Here is a 12,544-nt window from a genome sequence, read left to right on the forward strand (position 1 = left end):
AAGGCCTGCCGGCATTTTGCCGACAGCCCTCTCTACGGCCTCGACGGAACCGGCGTTCCGCCATAGTATTCCAGCCTTCGCTCTGCCATAGCCTCATACTTGGTGCCTGGCATGCCGTAGTTGGCGTATGGATGGATGCTTATTCCGCCGCGCGGAGTGAACAGACCGGTCACCTCGATGTACTTGGGCTGCATGAGCTTTACGAGGTCTTTCATTATTATGTTTACGCAGTCTTCGTGGAAATCGCCGTGGTTGCGGAAACTGAACAGGTATAGTTTCAGGCTCTTGCTTTCCACCATGCGCTCTCCCGGGATATACATTATGCGTATTTCGGCAAAGTCCGGCTGCCCGGTTATCGGGCAGAGAGAAGTGAACTCGGGGCAGTTGAACTGCACCCAATAGTCGTTTTCCGGATGCTTGTTGACGAAAGTCTCAAGCACTTCCGGTGCATAGTCCATCGAATATTTTGTTTTCGAACCGAGAGCATGCAGCCCTTCGGTTGTCCTGTTGCCTGAATCAGCCATTGCCTTAAGTATGTTTTATAATGTTGTCTTGGCGCTTCATCAGATGTTGCGCACATTAAATATATTGTAACTGATGCCGTTGTCGTAGACATCCTCGCCCTCATGCCGCTTTGTGATGCCCACCACACGGATGGTGAGCGGCAGGGCCAGCACCTCGTAAAGGGTCTTCAAGACCACCTGGGAGATAATTAGCGAGGGCATCTGGCTCATCGGAACCACGCCTGAAAGGGCAAGAGGAAAGAACACCACCGAGTCGGCCGACTCGCCGAGCACGGTGCTCACCACCGCCCTGACGGAGAAATGGCGGCCTCCCTGCGACAGTTTCATGCGGCTCATCACGTAGGCATTGATGAACGAACCCACCAGGAAAGCCACAAACGAGGCTGCCGCCACACGCGGCGCGAGCCCGAACACGGCATGGAACCCTTCGTCGTTATCCCAATAGGGGGCACCGGGAATGGCGTCGGCCAAGGCCCCGAACATCACGAAAAGGAAGTTCATGGCGAAGCCAACCCATATTAGCAGCCGCGCCCGGCGGAATCCCCACACCTCGCAAACGCAGTCGTTGATGATGTATGACACCGGGAACACCAGCAAACCGCCGGTAATCGTCACCGGCCCGAAGGCCATCTGCTTTGTCTCAAGCACGTTTGCCGTTATCAGGCAAACGCAAAACAGTATGCCGAACAGCATGAACAGCACACTCACTTGTTCTCTTTTCTTGTTCATTCCTTGTTTTATTGATGGAGGTTAGGCAAGCACTCCACCCGCCACCGTGGCGGGATGATCACACTATTTTAAGCGTACAAAGTTACGAAAAAACTTCCAGCATCTTGCAACCTTTAGCCAAATACTTTTCCACAAGCCACAAATGAACGCCTGTTTTAAATGTTTTTCCATGCTTCTTGTGCCGCGGTTTGCCAACCAGCCATGCCATATTGCATTGAGATGCACAGGCAAAAGCTGCATAGGATATTGCCTGCTCTTTCCACAATATGGACGACAACGCCTCAGCCTTTGCCTGAAGGTGAACTACCAACAACTTGCCAATGAAAGGCGGAATGTCACCTGCCATGTTCTTTTACCACGCCTAAAACTGGCTGATATCCCACAAACGCATATAATATAATGTGGAAAACGCTTGCAGGGCAGAGCCACTGGAGCCCAACAACATGGCCCCCCGGTTGCATGGCAATGCCATCAACAACAGAAACAAAGGGCCGGACAAGGGCAAAGAAACGGCGTGACGACATGAACGCCACATTGCGTCAGCGAAGTCACAACGGACAAGACAAAGGCCGGAAACACAACGCAGCAAGGGCGTGAAATATGCTTTCACGCCCTTGCATTGCTTGAATGTCGTACGCCTGAGAATAAAGTCAGAACACCTCGCCTATCACCCTTTCAATCACTTCGGGGAAATACATCTGCTCGAGCTTGTGAACCGAGGCAGCTATGTCGTCGGGGGTGTCAGTAGGCAAGACCGGGGTCTTGGCCTGGAATATTATCTCACCGCCGTCGCACACGTTGCTTACGTAGTGTATGGTGATGCCCGTCTCGGTGTCGCCCGACGCCCTCACCGCCTCGTGGACATGGTGGCCATACATCCCCTTGCCTCCATACTTGGGCAGCAACGCCGGGTGTATGTTGACAATGCGGCGCGGATAGCGCTCCGTGAGGAAAGGCGGCACCATGAGCAGGAAGCCGGCCAGAACGATGAAGTCGATGTGATGACTGTCCATCAGTCCCATGAGCTTGGCCTCGTCGGCGAAATCTGCCTTGGCCATGACCGCGGTGGGCACGCCCAGGTTCGACGCGCGCACAAGGGCATAGGCATCGGCGCGGTTGCTCAGCACGAGGGCAACGCGAACCGACCCGCTGCCGCTGAAGTGGCGGATTATGTTCTCACAGTTGGTGCCACTGCCCGAGACGAATATCGCTACGTTGACCATCAGGGCAGAGTGCTGGAGTAAGTGAACGTGTATTTCACCTTGGCGCCCTGCTTGTTGGTGACGGTCATGGTGCTGACACTCTTGTCGGAGTTGAGCGTTGTCTCAACAACAAACTTGCCGTCGGCGGCAGATGCCTCAGAGATTATCTTGCTGTTGCGGGCGTCGCGGAACATGGCTACGAGCTGGTAGGGGTTGCACTCCTCTATGCCGAGCAGCAGTTGGTTGACGTCTACCGACTGGCAGCGGTTGCTGTTGTCGCTGTAACTCAGCTTGAGCATCTCGCGATAGACAATTCCCTCGGCGTTGCCACGCTGGTAACGCAGGCTGTCGGCCACATACTCGCCATCGGGGTTGCCGTCGCGCAGGCTTCCGTTGGTATAGAGCAATGCCTGCACCGTGTACTCGCCGCCCCACTTGTGCTCCTCCACGTTGAAGGCATCGGCGTCGCCGGCAAATATGCTTTGCTCATAGTATCCCACGGTGTCGCGGTCAGACTGCAGGCGGTCGGTCTGGTATCCAAGGTCATAGACGCCGGTGAGGGTCGACGAACCGTCGCTCACCGACACCGTTGAGTCGCTGGTATGATAGCCGATGGTCAGCCTGCGAAGCTGCTCGCCGTTCTTCTCCATCACGAGCAACGTCGGGCGGCAAAGCGTGTCATACTCAATCGTTATGGCGCTGCCGTCGTCGCCGCTGATGCCAGTCACGAGCGAGGCGTTGCCCAGGCTGCCGTCGCCGCGGGTGGCATACTGCGAGAAATAGAACGTGCCGTAGGCGTCGTCGCCGTTGCTGTTGTCCCTGACAACGAAGCGGGCCACCCTCGACTCGCCCGTCGTGTTGAGCGTAAACCGAGCCGGTATGGAATAGAACGCCCCGCCATTGCCCTGCATGAGGTCTAGTTTGCACCAATCGGCCCCCGACTCCTGGTCGATGTGCCATGCGCCGTAAGAGCCGAAAGTAAGAAAGGCATACGCCGTGTTGGCATAGACGGGCCTGCCGCCATTGGCGTTGACCCCGAAGAATCCGGCATAGGAATTGCCGTCAGACATGCACGACGAGAGCATGGCAACGGCCAACAGGGCCAACACAAGATCCTTGATTTTTTTCATATTAGTAAGAAAGTTTTTAATTGTTACGACTGTCTCAAATCAATAGTCACCATCGTCGTCCCAGTCGTCGAAGCCTTCGAGCGACGGACCGATGAACGCATCGAGCGAGCGGCGCTCTTTCTTCGTGGGGCGGCCAGTGCCGCGGGCCCGGTCGACAAACCCGCTTATGCGGGTCATCTCCAGCAGTTCGTATTGGTCGGGCGTGGTCACATTCTCGTATACCTGGGGTATTAGCTTTGCCCCCACGCGCTGCTCTATGGCCTGCAATATCTTGAACGAGTAGGTGATGGGAGGCTTGCGCACGCTCACCGTCTCGCCCACCTTCACCATGCGCGAGGGCTTCACGTTGGTGCCGCCCACCGTGACGCGGCCGTTCTTGCATGCGTCGGCAGCGATGGAGCGCGTCTTGAATATCCGCGCCGCCCACAGCCATTTGTCTATCCTTGCCTCTTCTGCCATCTATCTTTTCTTGTTGTATTGGTTCATAGTGATGTCGACGCCGGCCAGCACGAAGCTCCTTATCATCTCGCATGCCGTGTCGATGGCCGGGGCGAGGGCCTTCATCTCCTCGTCGCTGTAGCGCCCGAGCACCCACTCCACCTGCATACCGCGGGGGAAGTCGTTGCCTATGCCCACCCTCAGGCGGCAGTAGCGCTCGGTGCCGAGCACCGACTGTATGTTGCCCAAGCCGTTGTGGCCGGCATTGCTGCCCGATGCCTTGAGCCTGAGCGAGCCCAACGGCAGGGCCAGGTCGTCGACAACGACGAGCATCCGCTCGACGTCTATCTTCTCCTTGGCCAGCCAATAGCGCACGGCATTGCCGCTGAGATTCATGAACGTGGTCGGCTTGAGCAGGAATATCTTGCGCCCTTTCAGGCTGGTCTCGGCCACAAAGCCGTAACGGCGGTCGTCAAAAACAATATTGGACGCCTTTGCAAAAGCGTCCAATACCATGAATCCTGTGTTGTGGCGGGTCATGTCGTACTCCTGTCCGACATTGCCCAGCCCAACAATCAAGTACTTATCCATCAATTACCTGCTTCAGCTGCTGCGGCGGCCGAACGAGACGCACGTGTGGCCTTAACCGAACATACGATCACATCTGCCGGAGTAGCCAGCTCGAGGCCCTCGAAGCTCAGGTCGCCCACCTTGATGCTCTTGCCCAACTGGAGCGAAGTGACGTCGATGTCAAGATGCTCTGGGATAACCTGGTAGGGAGCAGTAACGTTGATCTTGCGTATAGAGAGGTTTATGCGGCCACCGTCGCGCACACCCTGAGCCAGTCCGTTGAGCTTGACGGGGATGCCGATGGTGATTGGCTTCTGGTCGTTAACCTCGTAGAAGTCTACGTGCAGCACCTGGTCGGTAACCGGATGGAACTGCAGTTCCTTCATCACAGCCGTGTGGCTCTCGCCGTCGATGACGAGGTTGACCACATAGATGTGGGGCGTGTAGACAATCTTGCGGAGGTCGCGCATTGAAACGGCGAACGACAGAGCTTCGGGAAGCCCGTTCTCACCCTTCTTCTCGCCATAAACATTACACGGAACAAGTCCTTCCTTGCGCAGCAACTTTGTGGCCTTCTTGCCTGTCTCGGTGCGCTTTGTGCCTTTAAGTTCGATTTCTTTCATCTTGTAAGTGTTACTCTAAATTAAGTTTTTACATTGTTGCGCTTAATTCACCATCACACGAATGCTAATTTCGATGTGTCTGAAAAAGCGGTGCAAAGTTACATGTTTTTATTCAATCACGCAAGCATTTCACTCAAAATAACATACCGACGGCCACGCAACGAGACTTTGCATGCCTGATCAGGGCAAGGATTATCTGGCCCGACAGCGCGGCATTTGCCACGGCCGGCGGCCTAACCAGCCAGGATGGCCAAATGCGGGCTAACGAGCCAACCCGCTGGCTTACAGCCGTTTCGCGCCGGGCACAGCCAAAACAGCCAGCCAAGGCAACGCCGCGCCGGCGTGAAACGGCCCGTTCGGCAAGCCAAGACGGCCCGTTTCGGCATCCGGCGGAGGCCGTTTCGGCCGTCAAAAACCATGATGCGGCAGGCCCAAACGGCCCCGACGGCGGAGCAACGGGCCCGGCCACCGACCCATGCGGCGCCATAGCCATGGGCCGAAACCAGCCGCGGGCACCTGCCTTGCGACTTTTGTTTGTAAAAGATTCAAAACATACGGCAGCCCACCCCACCCCGCCAGCCACCGCCAGCCCGCCGCAGCATCGCGTGCCGGCGGCGACATGGCCTGCCAGCTGCCGCAAGGGCAAGCCCCGCGGCAGCCCGACGGCCCCGCGGCGGCAGCCCCCAACAATCCACTTTCATAAAAAAACTCAATTAAACGACATAATTCTTGCAACATAAAAGATTTTTATCTAAATTTGCACTCGTTAGTGGGCAGAAGCCTGCCTGCGGCACGTAAGGATTAGAGAGTCTACATTTAGAAAAGTATGATCAATCGAGAAATAATAAGGATAAAGATAGTCCAGTTAACCTACGCCTACTATCAAAACGGCAACAAGAATATTGACTCGGCAGAAAAGGAGCTGTTCTTCAGCCTCTCAAAAGCCTACGACCTGTATAACTACATGCTGGCGCTCATCGTAAGCATAACCAAGGAAGCACGCCGACAGATTGAAATAGTGCAGAGCAGGGCCAGGAGGGAAGGCACAGACATGCCTTCGCAGAAATTCGCATACAACAGGTTCGCGCTGCAACTCGAGGAAAACAAGATGCTCAACGACTTCATCGAAACGCAAAAGAAGACGTGGGACAACGAAATCGAGTTTGTAAGGAAGCTGTACAAGCAAATAACGGAAAGCCAGATATACAAAGACTACATGGCCGACACCGACGACTCGTATGCAGCCGACAGGGAGCTGTGGCGCAAGATATACCGCACGCTGATACAGGAAAACGAGGAGCTCGACGCCTTGCTCGAGGAACAGAGCCTCTATTGGAACGACGACAAGGAGATTGTCGACACGTTTGTGCTCAAGACCATAAAGCGGTTCGACGAGAAAAACGCCGCCAAGCAGGAACTGCTGCCCGAATACGACAGCGAGGAAGACCGCGACTACGCTCGCAAACTGTTCCGCGCCACCATCATGAATGCCGACGAATACCAGCGGTACATGAGCGAGGCGTCACACAACTGGGACTTCAACCGACTGGCATACATGGACATCGTGATCATGCAGATAGCACTCGCAGAAATCATGACGTTCCCCACCATACCCATAAGCGTCACCATCAACGAGTTCGTAGACATAGCAAAGCTTTACAGCACGCCACGCAGCGGCGGATACATCAACGGGATGCTCGACGCCATAGCCCGCCACCTGATACAGACCGGACGGCTGATGAAGCACATGGACGAGCCACGCAACAAGCGCGACAAGGCCAAAGAAGACAACGGCAACGAAGCCAACAGCTACGAAACGGCCGACGAGAGCGAAAACAACGAACAAAACAAACAATAAAAAAGAGTAACGACAATGACAACGACTATCCTGGCCGCACAGGCCGCACAAGGCGGAAGCAGCATGAGCTTCATCATCCTGATGATAGCAATGTTCGCCATCATGTACTTCTTTATGATAAGGCCGCAGCAGAAGAAGCAAAAGGAGATACAGAAATTCCAGAACTCTATCGCCGAGGGAACCTCTGTGGTTACCGGCGGCGGCATCTACGGCACCGTAAAGCGAATTGACCTAGCTGCCAACATCGTCGAGGTGGAAATAGCACGCGGCGTGGTCATCAAGGTCGACAAGGGCTACATATTCAAAGACCCGACCAGCTCGCAGATAACAAAGTAAATGGATAGCCGGCGCGACATAAAGCAACTGGTCAGGAACTTCCTATTCAGCTCAGTGAATAAGGAGTTTCTGACCTTTTTGTTCTTCCTTGCATTGTCGGGCGTCTTCTGGCTGATGATGACCCTCAACGAGACATACGAGAAAGAAGTGGAGATACCTGTGCGCATCGTCAACGTGCCCAAGAACGTGGTGCTCACCTCCGACGAGCTCGACACCGTCAAGGTTACACTGCGCGACAAGGGCCTGATGCTCATAAGCTATCTCTACGGCGAAGGCATGCGCCCGCTTACAATAAACTTCAAGACCTACGCCAAGGGCAACGGATACAGTGCCATACCGGCATCCGAACTGCAACGGCTCATCTACCAGCAGCTGTCGGCATCAACCAAGATTGTGGGGTCCAAGCCCGACAAACTGGAGATTTTCTTCAACTACGGACTAAGCAAGAGGGTGCCGGTGAAATGGACCGGGAGGGTAATCCCCGAACACCTGTACTTCATCTCGCACGTCGAGTACTTCCCCGACAGCGTCAGCATTTACGCCTCGCAGGAAAAACTCGACAGCATCAAGGTGATATACACCGAGCAACTCAACTATGCCAACTTCCGCGACACACTGTCCGTCACCTGCAAGCTACAGAAAATACGCGGCGTGAAGGCCGTTCCCGACAGAGTGAAAGTGGCGTTCCATACCGACGTTCTCACCGAAGAAAGCATCAGCGACATACCCGTCAAGGGCATCAACATGCCAGAAGGCAAGGTGCTGCGCACGTTCCCGTCGAAAGTGACGGTGAGGTTTGTCACCGGAGTAAGCCAATTCAGAAACATCAAGGCGCAAGACTTCGTGGTAGTTGCCGACTATGCCGAGATAATGAAAAACCCATCCGACAAGTGCAACATATACCTGAAGTCGGTGCCCAACGGCATTTCGCGACCGTCGCTAAACATAAAACAAGTTGACTACCTTATAGAAGAAGAATGAAAACGGGCATCACCGGCGGCATAGGCAGCGGCAAAAGCTACGTCTGCGCACGCCTGGCGGCACGGGGCATAAGCGTGTACGACTGTGACAGCGCTGCCAAGCGGCTCATGCGCACCTCGCCCGCCATAATGGAAGCACTGTCGCGCCTCATCGGCCCCGACACCTACACAGACGGCAGGCTGAACAAGGCCAGGGTGGCCGAGTTCCTGCTTGCCTCCGAGACCAATGCCAAGGCAATAGACGGCATTGTGCACCCGGCAGTGGCCGACGACTTCAACAGGAGCGGGGCAGAGTGGATGGAATGCGCCATACTCTACGAATCGGGATTCAACAACCTTGTAGACTTCGTGGTGGCGGTGACCGCCCCTGAGCACGTCCGCCTGCAGCGCGTGATGGCACGCGACAACATCACCGAGGCCAAGGCGCGCGAATGGCTCTCAAGGCAGATGCCGCAGGACGAGGTGGAAAGGCTGGCGGACTTCGTCATCGTCAACGACGGACAGTCTGACATAGACAAGCAAATAGACCAACTAATCAATAAACTGAAATAAGAATAGATCATGTTACAGACAATCTTAGCCATTTCAGGCAAACCCGGGCTCTATAAACTCGTGTCAAGAGCCAAAAACAGCCTCATCGTCGAGGCTATCGACGAAACCCACCGCCGCATGCCTGCATTCGCGGCAGACAGGATTACGTCGCTCGCCGACATAGCCATGTACACCGATACCGACGACGTGCCATTGCACAAAGTGCTTACCAGCATCAAGAACCTGGAAGAAGGGAAGCCCGCCTCGATAAACTACAAGAAGGCAAACAACGACGAACTGCGTGAGTACTTTGCCAAGGTGCTGCCCAATTTCGACAGGGACCGCGTCCACAACAGCGACATCAAGAAGCTGCTGCAATGGTACAACATACTTGTAAACAACGGTATCACCAACTTTGACGAGGAAATGAAGCCCACCGAAGGCGACAACATAGACAACCGCCTTGAGAAAAAAGAAGAGCAGGAAGAGGCATAATGCCCACTGCCACGCTTCATTCACATAAAGCATGCAGTCCATTGGCGATGGCCGTGCCATTCATCCGGGCGCCGCTTCACGCCAATGGACTGCTTCAATATCCCCCTGACCACCCTACCCTAATGTAAAAGCTACAGTGACAATGGCGGCAAAAAACAGTTCTTCACTCAAAGACATAGCGGCTAAGCTGGGCATAAGCATAGCCACGGTGAGCCGTGCCCTACAAGACAACCCGGCCATAAGCAAGGCCACGAGGGAAAGGGTGGCACAGGCGGCAAGGGAGATGAACTACTCGAAAAACTTCATTGCAGACAGTCTTAGAAGCGGTCAGCTACCGGTGATAGGCGTCATCGTGCCCCACGCCGTCACGTTGTTCTACTCTTCTGTGCTCGACGGCATAGAGCAAGTCGCGGCACAAGACGGTTACGCGGTCATCAACATGAACTCCCACGAGAGCTACGAGGAAGAGCGATGCAACGTGAGAAGCTTGCAGAACCTGCATGTTGCGGGCATCATAGCCAGCGTGACGCAGGAGACGGAAGACTTCAGCCACTTCGACGCGCTTGCCAAAGAGCACCTTCCTGTCGTCTTCGTTGCCCGCGACATCCCTACCCGCAACTACTCGTCGGTGACGGCCGACAGCGTCGAGGCAGCCCACAGGGCCACGCGCCACCTCATCGAACAGGGCTGCAGGCGCATAGCCATACTGTGCGGCCCAAACCGCCTGAAGATGGTAACCGAACGAAAGCACGGCTACATCGAGGCGCTGCACGACAACCGACTGCTCGTAAGGCCGGAATACGTGGCATACAGCGACATCAACACCCAGGCCGCCATGCAGGCCACCGAGAGGCTGCTGTCGATGCCAGAAAGGCCCGACGCCATCATTGCACTCAACGACACGCTGCTCTTCGCGGCCATGAAAGCCATCAAGAACAAGGGATTGGACATGCCCGACGACGTGGCACTGATTGGCTTCAGCGATGTCGAGTATGCCGAATACGTCTCGCCTTCACTATCAACCATTGAAGACCAAAGCCGCCTGATGGGCGAAACGGCATGCAGGATTCTGCTCAACCACATCAACGGGTCGCCTGCCCCGGTAAAGAAAATCATCCCGACCATACAGAGAGTACGCGAAAGCAGCTGCAAAAAACGGTAAACGCTTAAGGCCTGCCAAAGCAAAGCCGACCAGCGCCACGACAAAACGAAGCTGCGCCACCTGCCGTGAACACCGAGCAGGACTGTGCACGTCGCCGCTCATTTCACGCAAGATGGCGCAGCCATTTTGCAATTACCACGAATCGGCCATAAGGCCACCGGGCTTTTACTCTACATTTATATCCTGCCCACCAAACAGCTTTACGACCCTTGCCGCTGTCTTGTAAGGCATTTATGTAGTGATTGTCACTTCATCTTAGTTATCTCCGAACCGGCCATGAGGAACGCCCCGAGCCCGAAATCATCGAAGTCCGGCTCGCGGTCGTAAGTCACAGGCTGGGCTTCCTTGGGCTCCTTGCCCGTGCCCTGAACATATCCCAGGAAACCATTGGGGTGCAGGCAGTCCTTCACCATGGCGTTCCATGCCTTGTAAATCACAGGCGAGAACTCTGCGGCATCAAGCAGACCGTGGTTCACTCCGTAAGCCATGCCATATATAAACATGGCCGTTCCGCTGAGCTCCTTGCCGCCATAGTTCGACGGGTCGTGCAGACTCACGTTCCAGAAACCGTCTTCACGCTGCAACGGCTTCAAAGCCTTGCACATCGACACGAGCATAGTCTCGTATTCCTTGCGGTGCTTTTCGTCTTCGGGCAGCAGGTCGAGCATGCGCGCCATGGCCACCACAATCCATCCGTTGCCGCGCGACCAGTAGCAGTCTTCGCCGTTAGGCTCCTTGTATGGTGGGTCGAAGTCAGCGTCGCGCCACCACAGCGAGTCCTTCGGATTGTACAGACCGTTGTCGCCGTGCTTTGTCTTGGTAAACATATACATGTCGTACGCACGGTCGTAATAAGCCTTGTTGCCCGTGAGGTTGCCCATCTGGGCGAATATCGGCATAGCCATCTGCACCGCGTCTATCCACGACCAGTCGTCAATCTTGTCGGTAGCCATCATCGAATCGATGGCCGAGCGTATGGCGGTGATATACTTTTCGGGCTTCTTAGGGTCGAGCTGATACAGGTAAATGTACGTCTGCCCGGCGCACAAGTTGTCGGCATTGCGTGGCAGCACCCCGTTCTTAGTGCCCCTCAAGCCCCAGTTGTGCTTGTTGCCCCACTCAATGGCGTAGTCGAGGTAACGCTGCTGCGGGTCTACTTCATACAAGTCCATGAGCCCCTCGAAATAATATCCGCGCGTCCAGAGGTTGGCCTCATAGTTCTTTTTGCGCGAGGGATAAGGTATAACCTGCCCCGGATCGCTCCATTTATTCATGAAATAGTCGTTGGCCACACGCATGGCCGTAATCACGCTCTTTTTCGACGGCTTTGCCTCATTGGTCTCCGCGGCGGGCAACGCCGTGGCAAACAGAGTCGCACAAAGCACCGGAGTGATGATTTTCTTCAGCTTCATAACGATTGAATTAACATTTATAATATTATTGTTCTATAGTTTCCGATTAATAATTATAATAATGTGGCGGGCTCGCACTTAAGCTGTGTGCAGCCGGCATTTTTTGATTTGCATTACATCCGAGCCCCGTCACAGACGCCGGATGCCCCACATGGCACCATCATCAGCCCGGCCGCTCTTTCTGCAAAAATACTACTTTAATCCTGCAAACACCGGAAAAAGGCGATGCTTTTAATTTTGTTTAACGATAACAGACGACGGTGAGCGCGTCGCTTTTTGCAACAACATCTAATTGTATGGCCAAGTTCGGGCAGACAAACGCACGGCAACCGGCTTAGCGGTGGGCTGCACGGCACGGCAAAACACCACAAAAAGCCACGCCAACGAGGTCACATTGCAGAAAAATTGCTACCTTTGCAACTGCATAAGCCGCTGCCGCACATCCGCCCTACAGCCATGACTGGGCTTCGGCGCCTGCCGGAGCGCCCGACAGAGGAGCCCGAAGCCTAAGCCGCAAGGCCCGTACAGGAGTGGCCGACAGGCAGCCGGCACAG

Annotated in this window: 15 protein-coding genes; 6 read left to right on the forward strand and 9 right to left on the reverse strand. The window is 55.0% G+C overall.

Features of this window, described 5'->3' with window-relative positions; all coding sequences use genetic code 11:
• Nucleotides 1-32: 32 nt before the first annotated feature.
• The 8 genes from queF to H6B30_RS04215 form a co-directional block, all read right to left on the reverse strand.
• On the reverse strand, nt 33-524 hold the full coding sequence (gene queF, locus H6B30_RS04180; RefSeq protein WP_205108234.1) for a preQ(1) synthase: 492 nt from the start codon (nt 522-524) through the stop codon (nt 33-35).
• Between the two features lie 39 nt (nt 525-563).
• Nucleotides 564-1,253: a queuosine precursor transporter gene (locus H6B30_RS04185; protein ID WP_205108235.1), complete on the reverse strand. Its 690-nt coding sequence runs from the start codon at nt 1,251-1,253 to the stop codon at nt 564-566.
• 82 nt (nt 1,254-1,335) lie between these two features.
• A complete protein-coding gene (locus tag H6B30_RS04190) occupies nt 1,336-1,599 on the reverse strand; it encodes a hypothetical protein (RefSeq protein WP_205108236.1) in 264 nt (87 codons plus the stop codon).
• Between the two features lie 304 nt (nt 1,600-1,903).
• Nucleotides 1,904-2,476 carry a phosphoribosylglycinamide formyltransferase gene (purN, locus tag H6B30_RS04195; protein WP_205108237.1) on the reverse strand — a complete coding sequence of 191 codons (573 nt, stop codon included), beginning with the start codon at nt 2,474-2,476 and terminating at the stop codon, nt 1,904-1,906.
• Nucleotides 2,476-3,585 carry a hypothetical protein gene (locus tag H6B30_RS04200; RefSeq protein ID WP_205108238.1) on the reverse strand — a complete coding sequence of 370 codons (1,110 nt, stop codon included), beginning with the start codon at nt 3,583-3,585 and terminating at the stop codon, nt 2,476-2,478. The genes purN and H6B30_RS04200 overlap by 1 nt, the downstream gene beginning before the upstream one ends.
• Nucleotides 3,586-3,624: 39 nt before the next feature.
• On the reverse strand, nt 3,625-4,044 hold the full coding sequence (locus tag H6B30_RS04205; RefSeq protein ID WP_205108239.1) for an RNA-binding S4 domain-containing protein: 420 nt from the start codon (nt 4,042-4,044) through the stop codon (nt 3,625-3,627).
• Nucleotides 4,045-4,614, reverse strand: a complete 570-nt coding sequence (pth, locus tag H6B30_RS04210; protein ID WP_205108240.1) for an aminoacyl-tRNA hydrolase — start codon at nt 4,612-4,614, stop codon at nt 4,045-4,047.
• Nucleotides 4,614-5,216, reverse strand: a complete 603-nt coding sequence (locus tag H6B30_RS04215) for a 50S ribosomal protein L25/general stress protein Ctc (RefSeq protein ID WP_205108241.1) — start codon at nt 5,214-5,216, stop codon at nt 4,614-4,616. The genes pth and H6B30_RS04215 overlap by 1 nt, the downstream gene beginning before the upstream one ends.
• 826 nt (nt 5,217-6,042) lie before the next feature.
• On the opposite strand from H6B30_RS04215, the gene nusB reads away from it, so the two are divergent.
• The 6 genes from nusB (at nt 6,043) to H6B30_RS04245 (ending at nt 10,578) form a co-directional block, all read left to right on the forward strand.
• Entirely contained in the window at nt 6,043-7,074 is a 1,032-nt protein-coding gene (nusB, locus tag H6B30_RS04220; protein ID WP_205108242.1) for a transcription antitermination factor NusB, read from the forward strand.
• A 15-nt stretch (nt 7,075-7,089) separates the two neighbouring features.
• Nucleotides 7,090-7,410: a preprotein translocase subunit YajC gene (gene yajC / locus H6B30_RS04225; protein ID WP_205108243.1), complete on the forward strand. Its 321-nt coding sequence runs from the start codon at nt 7,090-7,092 to the stop codon at nt 7,408-7,410.
• A complete protein-coding gene (locus H6B30_RS04230; RefSeq protein WP_205108245.1) occupies nt 7,411-8,391 on the forward strand; it encodes a CdaR family protein in 981 nt (326 codons plus the stop codon).
• Nucleotides 8,388-8,942, forward strand: coding sequence for a dephospho-CoA kinase (gene coaE, locus H6B30_RS04235; protein ID WP_205108247.1), 555 nt, complete (start codon nt 8,388-8,390; stop codon nt 8,940-8,942). The genes H6B30_RS04230 and coaE overlap by 4 nt, the downstream gene beginning before the upstream one ends.
• Before the next feature lie 9 nt (nt 8,943-8,951).
• Nucleotides 8,952-9,416 (forward strand): DUF5606 family protein, encoded by a 465-nt coding sequence (locus H6B30_RS04240; protein ID WP_205108249.1) that lies wholly within the window; start codon nt 8,952-8,954, stop codon nt 9,414-9,416.
• Nucleotides 9,417-9,558: 142 nt separating this feature from the next.
• Nucleotides 9,559-10,578, forward strand: a complete 1,020-nt coding sequence (locus H6B30_RS04245) for a LacI family DNA-binding transcriptional regulator (RefSeq protein ID WP_205108253.1) — start codon at nt 9,559-9,561, stop codon at nt 10,576-10,578.
• Nucleotides 10,579-10,823: 245 nt separating this feature from the next.
• On the opposite strand, the gene H6B30_RS04250 is transcribed toward H6B30_RS04245, so the two are convergent.
• A complete protein-coding gene (locus H6B30_RS04250; protein WP_239483579.1) occupies nt 10,824-11,990 on the reverse strand; it encodes a glycoside hydrolase family 88/105 protein in 1,167 nt (388 codons plus the stop codon).
• Between the last annotated feature and the right edge of the window lie 554 nt (nt 11,991-12,544).

Origin of the sequence: Marseilla massiliensis (assembly GCF_016899955.1) — a bacterium.
Lineage (GTDB): Bacteria > Bacteroidota > Bacteroidia > Bacteroidales > Bacteroidaceae > Prevotella > Prevotella intestinigallinarum.

Coding starts and splice junctions, on each gene's coding strand:
- H6B30_RS04185 (WP_205108235.1), bottom strand. CDS start 1,253: ATGAACAAGAAAAGAGAACAAGTGAGTGTGCTGTTCATGCTGTTCGGC.
- purN (WP_205108237.1), bottom strand. CDS start 2,476: ATGGTCAACGTAGCGATATTCGTCTCGGGCAGTGGCACCAACTGTGAG.
- nusB (WP_205108242.1), top strand. CDS start 6,043: ATGATCAATCGAGAAATAATAAGGATAAAGATAGTCCAGTTAACCTAC.
- H6B30_RS04215 (WP_205108241.1), bottom strand. CDS start 5,216: ATGAAAGAAATCGAACTTAAAGGCACAAAGCGCACCGAGACAGGCAAG.
- coaE (WP_205108247.1), top strand. CDS start 8,388: ATGAAAACGGGCATCACCGGCGGCATAGGCAGCGGCAAAAGCTACGTC.
- H6B30_RS04245 (WP_205108253.1), top strand. CDS start 9,559: ATGGCGGCAAAAAACAGTTCTTCACTCAAAGACATAGCGGCTAAGCTG.
- yajC (WP_205108243.1), top strand. CDS start 7,090: ATGACAACGACTATCCTGGCCGCACAGGCCGCACAAGGCGGAAGCAGC.
- H6B30_RS04230 (WP_205108245.1), top strand. CDS start 7,411: ATGGATAGCCGGCGCGACATAAAGCAACTGGTCAGGAACTTCCTATTC.
- H6B30_RS04205 (WP_205108239.1), bottom strand. CDS start 4,044: ATGGCAGAAGAGGCAAGGATAGACAAATGGCTGTGGGCGGCGCGGATA.
- pth (WP_205108240.1), bottom strand. CDS start 4,614: ATGGATAAGTACTTGATTGTTGGGCTGGGCAATGTCGGACAGGAGTAC.
- H6B30_RS04240 (WP_205108249.1), top strand. CDS start 8,952: ATGTTACAGACAATCTTAGCCATTTCAGGCAAACCCGGGCTCTATAAA.
- H6B30_RS04250 (WP_239483579.1), bottom strand. CDS start 11,990: ATGAAGCTGAAGAAAATCATCACTCCGGTGCTTTGTGCGACTCTGTTT.
- H6B30_RS04200 (WP_205108238.1), bottom strand. CDS start 3,585: ATGAAAAAAATCAAGGATCTTGTGTTGGCCCTGTTGGCCGTTGCCATG.
- queF (WP_205108234.1), bottom strand. CDS start 524: ATGGCTGATTCAGGCAACAGGACAACCGAAGGGCTGCATGCTCTCGGT.
- H6B30_RS04190 (WP_205108236.1), bottom strand. CDS start 1,599: ATGGCAGGTGACATTCCGCCTTTCATTGGCAAGTTGTTGGTAGTTCAC.